General features: G+C 74.7%; 17 protein-coding genes. 11 read left to right on the top strand and 6 right to left on the bottom strand.

Going from position 1 to position 14,835, the window contains the following annotated elements:
- Positions 1-104 precede the first annotated feature (104 nt).
- Positions 105-695 carry an isochorismatase family protein gene (locus ACFVHI_RS22565; protein ID WP_063350466.1) on the top strand — a complete coding sequence of 197 codons (591 nt, stop codon included), beginning with the start codon at positions 105-107 and terminating at the stop codon, positions 693-695.
- Positions 696-746: 51 nt separating this feature from the next.
- On the opposite strand, the gene ACFVHI_RS22560 is transcribed toward ACFVHI_RS22565, so the two are convergent.
- On the bottom strand, positions 747-2,705 hold the full coding sequence (locus ACFVHI_RS22560) for a glycoside hydrolase family 5 protein (protein ID WP_380342019.1): 1,959 nt from the start codon (positions 2,703-2,705) through the stop codon (positions 747-749).
- A gap of 145 nt (positions 2,706-2,850) precedes the next feature.
- On the opposite strand from ACFVHI_RS22560, the gene ACFVHI_RS22555 reads away from it, so the two are divergent.
- The 3 genes from ACFVHI_RS22555 to ACFVHI_RS22545 are packed head-to-tail and all read left to right on the top strand — an operon-like array spanning position 2,851 to position 5,094.
- Positions 2,851-3,375: a MarR family winged helix-turn-helix transcriptional regulator gene (locus tag ACFVHI_RS22555; protein ID WP_079136105.1), complete on the top strand. Its 525-nt coding sequence runs from the start codon at positions 2,851-2,853 to the stop codon at positions 3,373-3,375.
- Positions 3,372-4,241: an ABC transporter ATP-binding protein gene (locus tag ACFVHI_RS22550; protein ID WP_079136106.1), complete on the top strand. Its 870-nt coding sequence runs from the start codon at positions 3,372-3,374 to the stop codon at positions 4,239-4,241. The genes ACFVHI_RS22555 and ACFVHI_RS22550 overlap by 4 nt, the downstream gene beginning before the upstream one ends.
- Positions 4,201-5,094, top strand: coding sequence for an ABC transporter permease (locus tag ACFVHI_RS22545; RefSeq protein ID WP_063350468.1), 894 nt, complete (start codon positions 4,201-4,203; stop codon positions 5,092-5,094). The genes ACFVHI_RS22550 and ACFVHI_RS22545 overlap by 41 nt, the downstream gene beginning before the upstream one ends.
- A 45-nt stretch (positions 5,095-5,139) precedes the next feature.
- Here the strand turns inward: ACFVHI_RS22545 and ACFVHI_RS22540 are convergent, their stop codons facing one another.
- Entirely contained in the window at positions 5,140-5,910 is a 771-nt protein-coding gene (locus ACFVHI_RS22540) for an alpha/beta hydrolase (protein WP_244293538.1), read from the bottom strand.
- A 200-nt stretch (positions 5,911-6,110) separates the two neighbouring features.
- Between ACFVHI_RS22540 and ACFVHI_RS22535 the strand changes: the two genes are divergently transcribed.
- Complete coding sequence (locus ACFVHI_RS22535; RefSeq protein ID WP_063350469.1) at positions 6,111-6,932, top strand: hypothetical protein; 822 nt, start codon at positions 6,111-6,113, stop codon at positions 6,930-6,932.
- A gap of 19 nt (positions 6,933-6,951) precedes the next feature.
- On the opposite strand, the gene ACFVHI_RS22530 is transcribed toward ACFVHI_RS22535, so the two are convergent.
- Positions 6,952-7,305, bottom strand: a complete 354-nt coding sequence (locus tag ACFVHI_RS22530; RefSeq protein WP_063350470.1) for a DUF6401 family natural product biosynthesis protein — start codon at positions 7,303-7,305, stop codon at positions 6,952-6,954.
- Between the two features lie 142 nt (positions 7,306-7,447).
- On the opposite strand from ACFVHI_RS22530, the gene ACFVHI_RS22525 reads away from it, so the two are divergent.
- The 5 genes from ACFVHI_RS22525 to ACFVHI_RS22505 all read left to right on the top strand — a co-directional run bounded on the left by ACFVHI_RS22525 (position 7,448) and on the right by ACFVHI_RS22505 (position 11,831).
- Positions 7,448-8,374 (top strand): LLM class F420-dependent oxidoreductase, encoded by a 927-nt coding sequence (locus ACFVHI_RS22525; protein WP_063350471.1) that lies wholly within the window; start codon positions 7,448-7,450, stop codon positions 8,372-8,374.
- A 77-nt stretch (positions 8,375-8,451) separates the two neighbouring features.
- On the top strand, positions 8,452-9,162 hold the full coding sequence (locus ACFVHI_RS22520) for an AAA family ATPase (RefSeq protein WP_063350472.1): 711 nt from the start codon (positions 8,452-8,454) through the stop codon (positions 9,160-9,162).
- Positions 9,163-9,239: 77 nt separating this feature from the next.
- Entirely contained in the window at positions 9,240-10,262 is a 1,023-nt protein-coding gene (locus ACFVHI_RS22515) for a zinc metalloprotease (RefSeq protein ID WP_063350473.1), read from the top strand.
- 213 nt (positions 10,263-10,475) lie between these two features.
- Entirely contained in the window at positions 10,476-10,931 is a 456-nt protein-coding gene (locus ACFVHI_RS22510) for a universal stress protein (RefSeq protein WP_063350474.1), read from the top strand.
- 42 nt (positions 10,932-10,973) lie between these two features.
- On the top strand, positions 10,974-11,831 hold the full coding sequence (locus ACFVHI_RS22505; RefSeq protein WP_063350475.1) for a DNA-formamidopyrimidine glycosylase family protein: 858 nt from the start codon (positions 10,974-10,976) through the stop codon (positions 11,829-11,831).
- Here the strand turns inward: ACFVHI_RS22505 and ACFVHI_RS22500 are convergent.
- Both ACFVHI_RS22500 and ACFVHI_RS22495 read right to left on the bottom strand, forming a co-directional pair.
- Complete coding sequence (locus ACFVHI_RS22500) at positions 11,779-12,414, bottom strand: hypothetical protein (RefSeq protein WP_063350476.1); 636 nt, start codon at positions 12,412-12,414, stop codon at positions 11,779-11,781. The genes ACFVHI_RS22505 and ACFVHI_RS22500 overlap by 53 nt on opposite strands.
- A gap of 58 nt (positions 12,415-12,472) precedes the next feature.
- Positions 12,473-13,771 carry a PQQ-binding-like beta-propeller repeat protein gene (locus ACFVHI_RS22495; protein ID WP_380342010.1) on the bottom strand — a complete coding sequence of 433 codons (1,299 nt, stop codon included), beginning with the start codon at positions 13,769-13,771 and terminating at the stop codon, positions 12,473-12,475.
- 150 nt (positions 13,772-13,921) lie between these two features.
- On the opposite strand from ACFVHI_RS22495, the gene ACFVHI_RS22490 reads away from it, so the two are divergent.
- Complete coding sequence (locus tag ACFVHI_RS22490; RefSeq protein WP_063350478.1) at positions 13,922-14,488, top strand: Uma2 family endonuclease; 567 nt, start codon at positions 13,922-13,924, stop codon at positions 14,486-14,488.
- Positions 14,489-14,500: 12 nt separating this feature from the next.
- Here ACFVHI_RS22490 and ACFVHI_RS22485 read toward each other — a convergent pair whose 3' ends face one another.
- The gene (locus ACFVHI_RS22485; RefSeq protein WP_063351637.1) at positions 14,501-14,830 is read right to left on the bottom strand and encodes a DUF4326 domain-containing protein; all 330 of its coding nucleotides are present in this window, start codon (positions 14,828-14,830) and stop codon (positions 14,501-14,503) included.
- Between the last annotated feature and the right edge of the window lie 5 nt (positions 14,831-14,835).

Raw genomic sequence — 14,835 nt, 5'->3', positions numbered from 1 at the left:
CGACATTCGGTGACCGGTCGTAGCGTTCCAGGGGCCGGGCCGCCGCGGCCGTCGCAGCCGCCGCCCGCCCTTACCCGTGCACCGAACCGAAGGTGGTCCCCCCCATGCCCACGACGACCCTGCGCGCCCTGAACGGCCTCGACGAGACGCCCGCCACGCTCGCCGCGTCCACGCTGATCCTGATCGACTACCAGAACACCTACGTGCGCGGCGTGATGGAGCTGGAGGGCTGGCGGGAGGCGCTCGACGCGGCCGCTGCCCTGCTCGCCCGGGCGCGCGCGGCGGGCGCCACGGTCATCCACGTGATCAACGACGGCGGCGCGGGCACCCCGTACGACGTCCGTGCCGAGATCGGGCAGATCCACCCCGCCGTGGCACCGGCCGAGGGCGAGGCCGTGGTCGTCAAGCAGGCCCCGGACGCCTTCGTCGGCACCGGCCTGGGCGCCCTGCTCGACGAGGCCGGCCACCAGGACGTGGTGGTCGCGGGCTTCATGACCCACATGTGCGTGGCCTTCACCACCGCGGGCGCCTTCCTGCGCGGCAACCGGCCGACCGTCGTCGCCGACGCCTGCGCGACCCGCCCGCTCGCCTCGGCGGGCACCCGGGTGACCGCTGCCCAGCTGCACCGCAGCGCCCTGGCGACGATCGGCGACCTGTACGGCGTGGTCGTGGAGTCCCAGGCCGCGCTGAGCTGAACCGTTCCCGCCGGGGCCCGGCCCGTCGGCCGGGCCCCGGCAGCGGCGGTGTCAGGCCAGTGGACGGCAGAGCAGCGCGTCCGGGACGCCGGCGTGCAGCCAGCGCCAGGTGAAGGCGACCCCCGCGACGTACTCGTTCGAGGCGCACTGCCCCTTGTAGGCCCCGGGCGCCCAGTCGCTCGCCGCCGAGTCGGCGCCGGTGGCGGCCGGGGGCCGGTTGTCGCCGTGGTCGAACCAGAGCACCCGGTCGGCCGCGGCGGGCGGCGCGGCCGCGGCCGGGGCGCAGAGCAGGGCGGCCATCGCGTCGGCGCGGACGCTGTAGCCGACCGCGAACCGGCCGTCCGGGCACTGGAGTTTGTTGTAGCCGGGTGCCCAGTCGCCGCCGGTGACGTAGCGCTCGTCCGTGACGGTCGTCCAGGCGTCCGCCCCGGTGGCGGGCTGCCCGGCGTCGGTGCACAGGCCGCGGCCGTCACCGCGGCCGAGGCCGATCAGGCGCTGGCCGTCCGGGCAGTTCCCCTTGCGGTTGCCGCTGCTCCAGTCGGGCAGGGCCAGCATCCGCCGGGAGGCGTTCTGGTCGGTGTGGTCGAGGTCGAGCAGGTTCCAGCGGGCGGCGGCCGGCACCGGGCCGGTGTACCCGGGGGCGGCGACCAGCCGGTTCCAGTCCGCGGCGCGCCAGTCGCCCGGGTCTTCGACGCTCAGCCGCCGGCCGGCCCGGTCGTAGTGGAGGAGCGCCCAACTGTCCTGCGGCACGCCGTCGTTGTGCCATCCGACCAGCGGCCAGACGGCGAAGTCGGTGTCGTGTTCGGCCAGGATCGCGGTGAAGCGGTCGAACCAGGCCTGCTCCTTGGCGTCGGTCGGGCCCCGCCCGCCCGCGCCGAACTCGCTGATCCAGACCGGGGCGGTGAAGTGCTGCCCGGCGCGGGTGACGAAGAGCGCCTCCTCGTCGACCACGGCGGCGAGCTGACTGGGCGTCAAGTCCTGGTAGCGGGGATCGCCGGTGGCGCCCGGACCGCTGCCCGCGCCGGTGTTGGCCGAGCCGGTGTACCCGTAGAAGTGCGCCGAGTAGACCAGTTTGCCCGAGTCGATCAGGGTGTGGGAGAGCGTGGCCACCGGCTTGAGCATCGGACGGCCGTGCGGCAGGCCCGCCAGCGGGACGCCCTGCCAGTTGATGCCCTCCATGATGATCAGCAGGTCGGGGGCGGCCCGGAGGATCCGGTTGCCCGCCTCCTCGAAGGCGGCGTACGCGTCGTGGCCGTCCCCCAGGCCCCAGTTGGGGTCGTCCCAGGTGTCGCGGCGGACCTCGTTGCGCAGGTCGGCGCCGACCACGCGCTTGTTGGCCCGGTACCGGTTCACCATGAACAGCCAGTCCTGCTCCCACGTCTCGGTGGACTGGCCGCTGTTCCACCGCTCGTTGCCGTCCAGGCCGCAGCAGAACCGGTACCCGGTGGTGTGGTTGTTGAGGATCACCGCGAACCCGTCGGCGGTGAGCGCCGCCACCACCGCGTCGTACACCTGCAGTGGGGTGCTGCCGCGCAGCCCGGGGTTGGCGGCGACGGCGGCGTCCGGGACGGCGGCGGTGTCCCGGATCATCGCGTCCGCGAACGGCAGTCGGACGCTGTTGAGCCCGAGGCTGTGGAAGCCCGCCATGATCTCGGACAGCGGCGCCCGGTCGAGGCCGAGCGGCAGGTTGTACGAGACCTGGCCGGCCTGGTTGTTCGCCGGATCGGTGGTCGAGCCGCTGCCCTGCCACGTGCCCTGCGCGCCGGACCAGTTGCCGGACTTCAACTTGAACCGGTCGCCCGACGCGTCGACGACGTACCGCCCCCGGGTGCTGAGCGGTCCCGCCCAGGAGGCCGCCAACTGCGCGCCGCTGAGCGGCGCCGGGGCGGCGGTGGTGGCGCTTTCGGTGGCGATGTCCGGGGCGGCGGTAGCGGCAGTGGCCGCCGGCACAACGAGCAACGCGGACAGCGCCGTTGCCGCGGACAGCACGCGGAGCGCGAGTCTTCTCATGAGGGTTCCCAGCGGTGAGGGTGGGTGGGTGTCCGTACACGGTCACCCGGGATCCTGGCACAGCCGCGCCCCGCCCGGCAGTCCTCCGGTCCACCCCGTCCGCCCTCTGGACGAATACCTCTCACTGAGAGCTAAAATCGGAGGTATGAGTGCGACACCGGAGACGCTCACCCCCGCACCGGCCGTCGACCTTCCGACGACCCCCGATCCCGACGTGGCCGACGAACTCTCCGCCCTGCTGGTCGGCATCCAGCGCCTGGTCCGCCGCCGACTGCGGCAGGGACTCACCGAGCCGAGGCTGCGCGGGGCGCAGATCGAACTGCTGCGCCTGGTGATGGACACCCCCGGGCTGCGGGTGTCCGACGCGGCCGAGGAGCTGTGCCTCGCTGGCAACTCGGTCTCCACCCTGGTCAACCAGCTGGTCGCGCTGCGGCTGCTGCGCCGCGAGGTGGACCCGGCCGACCGCCGGGCGGCCCTGCTGTACGCCACCGACGAGGCCGTCGAACGCCTCGCGGTCTGGCGGGCCCGGCGCGCCGCGCTGGTGGGGGAGGTGGTGGCCGGGCTGCCCGCCGACTCCCGGGCGGCCCTGGCCGCCGCGGTGCCCGCGCTGCGCGAGGTGGCGACGGGCCTGCGCACCCGACCGGGCGAGCCGGGGGAGGAGGAGCGATGACGTTCCCGGAGAACGGCGGTGACGAGGCGGTGGTCTGCCGCGGCCTGGAGTACACCTTCCACCACGGGCGCGGGAAGGGCAGCAGCACCAAGGCCGTCGACGGTGTCGACCTGACCGTGCGCACCGGCGAGGTGTTCGGCCTGCTCGGCCCCAACGGCGCGGGCAAGACCACCACGATCCGGGCGATCACCACCCTGCTGCCGGTCCGCGCCGGCATGGTGCGGGTCTTCGGCCACGACCCCGCCCGGCAGCGGATGGAGGTCCGCCGACTGCTCGGCTACGTGCCGCAGCAGCTCTCCGCGGACGGTGGGCTGACCGGTCGGGAGAACGTCGCGCTGTTCGCCCGCGTCTTCGACGTGCCGCACGGCGAGCGCCGCGAGCGGGTCGCCCAGGCGCTGGCCGCCGTCGGCCTCGCCGAGGCGGCCGACCGGATGGCCGGCACCTACTCCGGCGGCATGGTCCGCCGGCTGGAGCTCGCCCAGGCCCTGGTCAGCGCCCCGCGCCTGCTGGTGATGGACGAGCCCACTATCGGCCTGGACCCGATCGCCCGCACCGGCGTCTGGGAGTGCGTCGAGGCGGTCCGCCGGGCCACCGGGATGACGGTGCTGGTCACCACCCACTACATGGACGAGGCCGACCGCTACTGCGACCGGATCGCCCTGATGGACCGCGGCCGGATCCGCGCGCTCGGCACCACCGAGGAGCTGAAGACCGTGGTCCGCGCGCAGGATCCGCAGCTCGCCGACCCCAGTCTGGACGACGTGTTCCGCCACTTCGCGGGCCGCGAGCTGGCCCCCGGCGAGGCCCCGGAAGGAGAGTTCAGCGATGTCCGCCGTACCCGCCGCACCGCCTCCCGCGTCGGCTGAGCCCCCGGGCCCCGCCACTGCCGCCGCGACCGCGACCGCCGCCCGTTCCGACCTCGGGCTGCTGCTGGTCCCCCCGCGCGCCCGCACCGGCTGGCGGCTGGTGCCCGCCCGGACGCTGGCGATGTGCACCGTCGAGCTGCAGAAGCTGCGCCACGACCGCACCGAGCTCTACACCCGGGCCGTGCAGCCCGCGCTGTGGCTGCTGATCTTCGGGGAGACCTTCACCCGGCTGAAGGCCATCCCCACCGGCGGCATCCCCTACCTGGACTTCCTGGCCCCCGGGATCATCGCCCAGTCCGCCATGTTCATCGCGATCTTCTACGGCATCATGATCATCTGGGAGCGGGACTCCGGGGTGCTCACCAAGCTGCTGGTCACCCCCACCCCGCGCGCGGCGCTGGTGACCGGCAAGGCCTTCGCCGCCGGGGTGAAGGCGGTGATCCAGGCCGTCGTCGTGGTGGTGATCGCCGCCCTGCTCGGAGTCGCGATGACCTGGAACCCGCTGCGGCTGCTCGGGGTCGTGGTCGCCGTGCTGCTCGGCTCGGCGTTCTTCTCCTGCCTCTCGATGACCATCGCCGGCATCGTGCTCACCCGTGACCGACTGATGGGCATCGGCCAGGCGATCACCATGCCGCTCTTCTTCGGCTCCAACGCCCTCTACCCGGTGGACCTGATGCCGGGCTGGCTCCAGGTGGTCAGCCGGGCCAACCCGCTCAGCTACCAGGTCGACGCCCTGCGCGGCCTGCTGATCGGCACCCGCGCCCACCTCCCGCTCGACTTCGCCGTCCTGACCGTGGCCACCGTGCTCGGCATCACCGCGGCCTCCGCGCTCCTCGGCCGCCTGGCCCGCTGACGCCCGCGCCGCTGCGCCGCTGCGCGGCCGCCGGCCCGTGCGGGGTCAGCCGCGCGGCTGGCGGGGCAGGGCGAGGGTGAGGGCCTCGGGGGAGGCGGGCGGGAGGGCGAGGGCGGAGACGGTCTCGGCGGGGAGCGGGCGCAGGCCGAGCAGGGCGGTGGCCAGGCGGGTGGTGGCCCGGTGCCAGTCGGGGATGCGCTGGAGCATGGCGTGGCCGCTGCCGGTGACGGTGTAGCCGCAGACGCGGGCGCCGGCGGCCCGGCTGCGGGCGGCGAAGGCCCGGGTCTCGGCGGGCGGGGTGACCTTGTCGCGGTCGCCGTGCAGCAGCAGCACGTCCCGTCCGGCCAGTTGCTCGCACGGGTCCTCGGCTGGGCACCAGGGGGCGAGGGCGACCAGGCCGGTGACGGCCGGGTGGCCGCCGGCCCGCAGGGCCGCGCGCCCGCCCATCGAGTGCCCGATCAGGACGGTCGGCACCTCGCCCAGCTCCCGGGCCAGCTCGTCGAGGGCGGCGAGGGCGTCCAGCGCGGCGTCGGCGCGCTGCCCGTTCCAGCCCCGGTGGCGGTAGCGGACGGTGCCGACGGCCACGTCGGCGCCGGCGGTGTCCTTGGCGAGGGAGCGCAGGAAGCCGTGCATCCGCAGCAGCGGCAGGTTGACCGGGCCGGGTCGGGCGAGGTTGTGCTCCTCGCCGCCGTGCAGCACCAGGACGGCGGCGCGCGGCGCCTCGGGCCGCACCCGCCAGCGCAGTGCCGGGTGCCCGGCGGTGCTGCCGGCCGTGCTGCCGGTCGTCGTGCCGCCGTCCACCGTGTCGCTGCTCACACCCGCACCGTCCTGTCCCGTCCCGCCCCCGTCCCGTGCCCTTGAACATCACTTTACGCGGGGCGTCTACGGGCCCGTTTCACCCGGGGGGAGCAGCCCGGGGACCAGGCGCGCGCGGGCCGGGCGGGGTGCTGCTATCCACGAAGGGTGGGGGGCCGCACGCGCCGCTCGTGGCGCCGTGTCACCGAGTGGAGGACTCCGTGGCTCAGCAGCTCGCACTCTCCGTGGACTTCGGATCGGGTTTCACCGACGCCTGGTCCAAGATCGCCAAATTCGTCCCGCAGTTCATCGCCTTCCTGGCGATCCTGGTCATCGGCTGGATCGTGGCGAAGGCGATCGCCAAGGTCCTGGACCGCGTGCTGCGCAAGGTCGGCTCGGAGCGGGTCGCCGAGCGGGCCGGGATGGCCCGCCACCTGAGCGGGTCGAACTACGACATGACCGGCATCATCTGCAAGATCGTCTACTACGCGATCCTGCTGATGGTGCTGCAGCTGGCGTTCGGCGTCTTCGGCCCGAACCCGATCAGCGTGATGATCCACAGCATCGTCGCCTGGCTGCCCCGGGGCATCGTGGCGGTCGCGATCGTGGTGGTCGCGATGGCCATCGCCAACGGCGTCCGCGACATCGTGCGCAACGCGCTCGCCGGCGCCTCGTACGGCCGTACGGTCGCCACGATCGCCTGGGCGTTCATCGTCGCGCTGGGCGTGATCGCGGCGCTCGGCCAGGCCGGGATCGCCACCGCGATCACCGGACCGGTGCTGATCGCGGTGCTCGCCACGATCGCCGGTGTGCTGGTGGTGGGTGTCGGCGGCGGCCTGATCCTGCCGATGCGCCAGCGCTGGGAGCGCTGGCTGGACCACGCCGAGCAGGAGAGCGCCAAACTGCGCGGCAGCGCCTACCAGGCGGGCCGGGCGGACGTGCTGGCCAACCAGCCGGCCCGGCCGACCACCCAGGCCGCCCCGGGCACCACCCCGCCGCCGCCCGGCATCGACCCGGGCCGCCCGGGCGACCAACCGAGCTAGGCAGCGACCCGCAGCGGGTTCAGGCCCGCAGCAGGCCCTGCTCGCGCACCAGCCAGCAGATCGCGGTCAGCCGGTGCACCGCGTAGTCGTACCCCACCGGTTCCCGCCAGCCGATCTCGGTGAGCGCGTCCAGGAAGCCGAGCGCGTAGTCCGACAGTTCCTCACGGTCCAGGGGCCGGGGCGCCAGCTCCGGCCCCTGCGCGTACAGCAGCTCGCGCAGCATCGCGACGTGCTGGTCGACCATCGCGACGAAGCCGGGCTCGAAGGCGAACTCGGACAGCCGGGGCGTGAACGCGGCGACGATGCCGGGCAGCGGGCAGCCGGCCGGATCGTCGGGGGAGCGCCGGAAGGATTCGTCGGGGGTGGCGAACATCCGTCCACCGTAGGCGAGCGGGTCGGCCGGACCGGCGGCTCGTGACGGTTCCGTGCTGAGACCTTGGCCACCTTCGGGAGTTTCGGCGGCTTGGCCGGTTCTCTGCACCGATCCACGGGTGGTCTGTACCAGAATGGTCCGCATGGATCTCCGCATCTTCACCGAACCGCAGCAGGGCGCGAGCTACGACACCCTCCTGACGGTCGCCCGGGCCGCCGAGGACCTGGGCGTCTTCAGTGCCTTCTTCCGCTCCGACCACTACCTGAAGATGGGCGACGTCGACGGCCTGCCCGGGCCGACCGACGCCTGGATCACCCTGGCCGGCCTCGCCCGCGACACCCGCACCATCCGCCTCGGCACCCTGATGACGGCCGCGACCTTCCGCCTGCCCGGCGTCACCGCGATCCAGGTCGCCCAGGTGGACGCGATGAGCGGCGGCCGGGTCGAGTTCGGCCTCGGCGCCGGCTGGTACGAGGCCGAGCACGCCGCCTACGGCATCCCCTTCCCGAAGGAGAAGTTCGGGCGGCTGGAGGAGCAGCTGGCGATCATCACCGGCCTGTGGAACACCAAGCTCGGCGACACCTTCGACTTCGCCGGCGAGTACTACACGCTGACCGGCTCGCCGGCCCTGCCCAAGCCGGCCCAGGACCGGATCCCGGTGCTGGTCGGCGGCCTCGGCCCGAAGCGGACCCCGGCGCTGGCCGCCCGCTTCGCTGACGAGTTCAACCTGCCGTTCGCCTCGGTGGAGGACAGCGCCGCCCAGTTCGGCCGGGTCAAGGCCGCCGTCGAGCAGGCCGGGCGCTCGGTCGGCGACCTGGTGTACTCCAACGCCTTGGTCGCCTGCGTCGGCCGCGACGACGCCGAGGTGGCCCGCCGGGCGGCCGTGATCGGCCGGGACGTGGACGAGCTGAAGGCCAACGGCCTGGCCGGCACCCCGGACGAGGTCGCCGAGAGGATCGGCCGGTACGCGGCCGTCGGCAGCGAGCGGGTCTACCTGCAGATCCTGGACCTGGACGACCTCGACCACCTGGAGCTCATCGCCTCCCGGGTCGCCCCCCAGCTCGGCTGACCCGCCCGCACGGCACGCCCTGATCCGGTACCGGCCGGCCGGGCCCGGCGATCACCGCTCTTTACTCGCTCTTGGGAATGCGTAATGCTCCAAGGGAGGGAACGGCGCGGGGAGGACCGGTGACCAGGACGAGAACGGCGGAGGCGGCGGCACCCCGGGTGCCGTCGCCTCCTGGACAGGGCCCAGCCGGCGCCCCGCAGGCCTTACGGGTGCAGCCCGGCCTGCACGACCTGCGGACCGGCCCCGCCCCGGTGGCGCTGCACTACCCCGCCGGCGACCTGCTGGTCGTCTCCGGTCTGCCCGGCAGCGGCAAGAGCACCCTGATGCGCCGCTGCGTGCGCGCCCCACTGGTCGACTCCCAGCTGGTCCGCGAGGAGTACGCGGCCAGGCTGCCCGGCCGCCTCCCGTACGCCCTCTACCGCCCGCTGGCGCGGATCGCGCACTACCGGCGGCTGCGGCGCGCGGTGCTGGCCGGCGGGCCGCTCGCCGTCCACGACTGCGGATCGCTGTCCTGGGTGCGGCTCTGGCTGACCCGCACCGCCGCCCGGCAGGGCCGCCGGGTGCACCTGCTGCTGCTGGACGCCGAACCGGCCGAGGCGCGGGAGGGCCAGCAGAGCCGGGGGCAGAGCGTCTCCCGCTACGCCTTCCTCCGGCACCGGGCCGCCGTCGACAGGCTGCGGCGCCGGCTCACCGGGGCCGGACGGGCGCCGGAGGGCTGTGCGTCGGCCGTGGTACTCGACCGGGCCGCCGCGCGCGCCCTGCGGGAGATCGTCTTCGCCGCGTCGTAGTCTCGGCGGGTCCGCGCCGAGCCGGGCGGGCCCGGGGCGCGGCCGACAATCCGCCAACTCCCTTGTCAGGAGCGCAGATGCGCCGTACTGCCCGGGTGCGCTCGCGTACCCCCCGTCTGTTCCCCTGGGCCGCCGTGCTGGTCGCGGCCGCCGGTCTCAGCCAGCTCGCCGCCCCGGCCCCGCACTCCGCCGCCGTGACCGCCGCGGCCGCCGTGACCGCGGCCTGTGCGGGGTCCGACGCCGACGCCGACGCCGACGCCGCCGCTGTCGATGCCGTCGCCGTCGCTGCCGCCGCCCGCAAGCCGGCCGGCAGTCAGGCCGGGCAGGACCCGAACGCCGTCACCGCCGCCGAGGCCCGGGCGATGCAGGCGGACCTCGACGACCGGCTCGCCCAGCTCTCCTCCGCGCACGCCCGGGTCGGCGCCCCGACGACGGTGCCGGTCTTCGTCCACGTGATCCACGCTGGTGACGCCGGCCGGCTCGACGGGGGCGTCGTCGCCGCCCAGATCGACCACCTCAACGCGACCTACGGCGGCCAGGGCGACGGCAACACCCCCAGCCCGTTCCACTTCGAGCTGGCCGGCACCGACTACACCGACAACGCCTCCTGGTACGACGGCATGACCCCCGGCTCCGGGACCGAGACGGGAATGAAGAACGCGCTGCGCAAGGGCGACGCGGGCACCCTCAACCTCTACACCGCCAAGCTCGGCCAGTCCCTGCTCGGCTGGTCGACCTTCCCGGGCGCCTACCGCTCGAACCCCGCCGACGACGGCGTGGTCGTCCTCGACGCCTCCCTGCCGGGCGGCGCCGCCGCCCACTACAACGAGGGCAGCAGCGCCACCCACGAGATCGGCCACTGGCTCGGCCTCTTCCACACCTTCCAGGGCGGCTGCCTGCCCCCGGGCGACTACGTGGACGACACCCCGCCCGAGCGCACCCCCGCCTACGGCTGCCCCGAGGGCCGCCGCACCTGCACCGGGCCCGGCCTGGACCCGATCCACAACTTCATGGACTACAGCTACGACTCCTGCATGAGCCAGTTCACCCCCGGCCAGGTCCAGCGGATGGCCGACTCCTGGGCCGCTTACCGGAGTTGAGTCGTCGGGGCTGGTCCGATACCCGGGCACTCTCGCAGAACCGCAGAACCGCAGAACCGCAGAACCGCCGAACCGCAGATCGGCCAGGCCATGTGCCATCGATCTGAATGTAAAACGCCGATCACGGCGTGGCAAATGCCGACCACACACCCGATTTGATCTATGTTCGGGGTGTCGGGACCGAGCAGGAACTGAGCGCCAAGGAGTAACGCCATGAGTGCCAACCCCCGGATCGTCGTCGGCGTGGACGGCTCGCCCGCCTCGGAGCAGGCGCTGCGCTGGGCGGTCGACTACGCGCGAGCCGTCGGCGGGACCATCACCGCGATCGCCGCCTGGGAGTACCCGGCGTTCTACGGCTGGGCCGCGCCGAGCGTGCCGTCCGCCGAGGTCTTCAACCCCGAGGAACTGGCCGGCAAGACCCTCTCCGACACCGTTGTCAGGGTCGTCGGCGACGACCCGGGCGTGCGGATCAGTGAGAGCGTGATGCCCGGCAACGCCGCCCAGGCCCTGCTGGAGGCCGCCAAGGGCGCCGCGCTGCTCGTCGTCGGCAGCCGCGGCCTCGGCGGCTTCTCCGGCGTGCTGCTCGGCTCGGTCAGCCGCCACCTCACCGAGCACGCGCCCTGCCCGGTCGTCGTCGTCCGAGAGGGCCAGGTGGCCGAGGGCGAGTAGCGCGCCGCCCCGCCGGGCCGCCGCGCGGTGGAGGATGGAGACATGCCAGAAGGTGACTCCGTCTACCGCGCGGCGGCCCGGCTGCACGAGGCCCTCGCCGGGCAGGTGCTGACCAGCGCCGACCTGCGGGTGCCCGCGCACGCCACCGCCGTCCTCGCCGGCCGCCGGGTGCTGGAGGTCGCCCCGCGCGGCAAGCACCTGCTCACCCGCCTCGAAGGCGGCCTCACCCTGCACACCCATTTGCGGATGGACGGCCGCTGGGAGGTCTACCGGCCCGGCGAGCGCTGGTCCGGCGGCCCCGCCTGGCAGATCCGCGCCGTCCTCGGCACCGAGCGGGGCACCGCCGTCGGCTACCGGCTGCCCGTCGTCGACCTGCTGCGCACCGCCGACGAGCAACGCGCCGTCGGCCACCTCGGCCCCGACCTGCTCGGCCCCGACTGGGACCCGGTGGAGGCCGTCCGCCGGCTGCTCGCCCACCCCGGCCGCCCGCTCGCCGAGGCGCTGCTCGACCAGCGCAACCTCGCCGGCATCGGCAACGTCTACGCCGCCGAGCTCTGCTACCTGGCCGGCGTCACCCCGTGGACCGAGGTGCGCCAACTCCCGCGCCCCGACCGGCTGGTGGAGCGGGCCCGGGAGCTCCTCGACGCCAACCGGCTGCGCCCCGGACACGTCACCACCGGCGACACCCGGCGCGGCCACCAGCACTGGGTCTACGGCCGGGCCGGCCGCCCCTGCCCGCGCTGCGGCACCCTCGTCCGGACCGCCCGCCAGGGCGCGCCCCCGCAGGACCGGGTGGCGTACTGGTGCCCCTACTGCCAGCGCGGCCCGGCCCCGGCCGGTACGGGCGTCAGCTCCGCTCGACCAGGGCCGGGTGACGCGGGTCGTCCACCCGGACGGTGACGTCGGCGGCCTCGGTCGGGCCGGTCTCCGCCTCGTAGCGGGCGAAGGCGGGCAGCGTCCACTGCTGGTCGGCGGGCGTGCGGCGGGCCAGGGCAGTCGGGGTGAGCGCGAGGTGGACGGCCAGCTCCAGCGGCAGCCAGCGGCCGAGCAGCAGCGCGCCGTCCAGCAACAGCACGCCGCCGGGCGGCAGTTCGGCGTACGGGGCGCGGGTCGAGCGGTCCGTCGCCGGGTCGCGCAGCGAGGGCAGGACGCGGCCGCTGGCACCGGGCTCCAGCGGGTCCAGCACCTCGCGCAGCAGGGCGCCGTCGTCCAGCCAGAGGTCGTGGAAGGCGTCCGCGTCCTGGTGGCCGTACTCCAGCCGGATCGAGGCCGGGCGCAGGAAGCCCGCCGCCGACACCCGCAGCGCGGGGCGGCCGCGCAGCCGCAGCGGCTCCACCAGGGCGTCGGCGAGCAGGTCGGGGCGGGCGGCGGGCGCGCCGTCCACCGCGACCCGCAGCCACCGGCCGCCGGGGTCGGACAGCGCGGCGATGCGGTCGGCGAGCATTTCGGCCAGCCGGTCGGGGGAGATCGGGTGTACCTGCATCGGGCCATCCTGTCGTGCCGTCGTGTCGCCGTGCCGTCGTGGCTGTGGTGCCGGGCGGTCAGGTGAGCGGGAGGGCGTGCAGGACGTCGTCGTGGCCGGCGTAGAGGTGGTTCGCGTCGACGGCGAGCGACCAGACGTCCTTGCCGGGGCCCGAGTCGAGGAACGTCCAGCGCGGTGTGCCGCTCGCGGTGTCGATCGCGCACACCCCGGCGGTCGCCGGTCCGGGGACGAACAGCGTGCCGCCGGCCACCAGCGGATGGCTGCGGCGGTCCAGCAGGAACGGCAGCCGGTAGGACCACTGCAGTGCGCCGGTGACCGCGTCGTGCCCGGTGACCAGGCCGTTGTCGCGGGCCAGGTAGACCCGCGGGCCGTCGGAGACCGCGGGCATCGCCCGCCACGACTCGCCCCGGCCGGGGGAGACCGTCCAGGCCGGCTCGCCGCCGGGGCGCAGCGCGCGGACGCCGCCGGCCCCGTCGGGGACGTAGACGTGCACCGGGCCGCCGACGCACCAGCCCAGGTCCCCGGCGCCGGGGGCCGTCCACAGCTCCCGGCCGTCGGCGGTGTCCCGGACCACCAGCTCGCTGCCGTTGCCCAGGTTGCGCAGGCACGGGAGGCGGCCGCCGGGCGCGGTGACCGGGGTGAACGGCTGCTCGTTGCGGTCGGTGGGGAGGTGCCACAGCATCGAGTGGTCCGCGACCCGGACGGCGAAGAGCCGGCCGTCCGGCGTCGAGCTCTCCCGCGACCAGTCCCAGACGTAGCCGTACAGGGTGCCGTCGTCGAAGCCGGACAGCTGGACGGAGCCTTGCAGGTCGTCGGGCAGCGGCAGGCTCCAGTCGGCGGCGGGGTCGCCGAGGTGGCGGGCGTCCAGGTGGCCAGGGGAGGTGGTGAAGAGCCGGTCCGGCCCGAGCACCACCTTGCCCAGCACCTCCAGGTCGCTCGGCCAGTTCCCGCGCGGCGGGTCGATGGTGAGCAGCCGCGCCGCCTCGCCGGTGGCCGGGTCCAGGACCTGGAGCCCGGCCCGGGACAGGAACACCGGCCGGGTCGGCGGGCCGGTCAGCCGCTCCGGGGTCATCGCCTCCGGCCCCCGGTACGTCCACAGCGGGGTCGGCCCGGACAGCGCGGTCGGCTTCGGCTGCGGCGGCGGAGCCGGCTGGTCCGCACCCGAACGGCCGAACGCCCACACCGCCGCGCCCGCCGCCAGCGCCCCGGCCCCCGCCAGCAGCCCGCGCCGGCTCAGCCGCGGCCCGTCCCCGCCCCCGCCGACCACGTCCGCGGGCTCCCCCGCGGCGCCGTCCGCCTCCCCGTCCCACTGCCACGACGTCTCGCGCACGGGCCCCTCGGACGACGGCGACTGCATACCGGCTCCCACCTCCCCCGCGGCGCCCCACGCGCCACCACTCGCCCGGAGGATATCGAACAGCCCCCGAACCACCCGAAACCCCGACCGGCGGCGTACTAGGCTGAGGCACAGCACAGGCCCGCCCAGCAGCCCCGGGGGAGGTACGGCGTGACGGCCGAGATGATCGCACCCGAGTGGATGCACCGGCAGATCAGCAGCGAGCAGTACGACTCCTGGACCGTGGAGCAGTGCGCGGGCATCGAGATCGTCGACGGGATGGTGGTCGTGAGCCCGAGCGCCTCCAAACGGCACAACCGGCTCGCACGGTTCCTGGCGAACGCCCTGGACGCGGCCGGCGGCGCCGAGTGGAACGCCGACACGGACTTCGACGTCAGGCTCCAGGACGTGCCGCTGAACAACCGCCGCCCGGACGTGGTGGTCTACCGGGCGGACACGATCGACGAGTCGCCCACCAGACCCGCGGACGTGCTGCTGCTCGTCGAGGTCGTCTCACCGGGTTCGGAGACCACCGACCGGGTGGTCAAGCTGGACCAGTACGCCAAGGCGGGCATCCCGTTCTACTGGCGGGTCGAGCAGGTCGCCGACGGCGTCCCGATCGTCCACACCTACGTGCTGGACGCGGCGAGCCGTTCGTACCGGGCGGGCGAGTTGTTCACCGGCCGGGTCAAGGCCGTGGTGCCGTACGCGGTGGAGGCCGACCTCTCCGGGCTGTGAGGCGCCCGCCCGTCAGTGCTGCGGGGGGTGGTCGGCGAGGTCGGCGAGGACGTCGGCGTGGCAGGGGAGCGGGGCGCACCAGCAGCCGAGGCGGTGGCCGCGCAGGGGCGGGACGAGGGCGAGCAGGTCGGGGCGGGCGAGGAGGTAGGCGCGGTAGTCGGCGACCATCTGCTCGCGGGTGAGGTCGGGGCCGGGGCGGTAGGGGCAGTGCAGCGGGGACTCGGACAGGTGCCAGCCGCCGCGGTGCATGGCGCGGCCGACGTAGACGACGTCGGCGCAGGAGGGGTCGTCGCGGTGGCCTTTGAGGTTGACCACGGTGGTGCGGCCGGAGGTGGTCGGCATGCCGT

The sequence above is a fragment of the Kitasatospora sp. NPDC127121 genome, from assembly GCF_042677305.1.
GTDB lineage: Bacteria > Actinomycetota > Actinomycetes > Streptomycetales > Streptomycetaceae > Kitasatospora.
The sequence above is the reverse complement of the archived record's forward strand: the minus strand, read 5'-3'. Positions and strand labels throughout refer to the sequence as shown.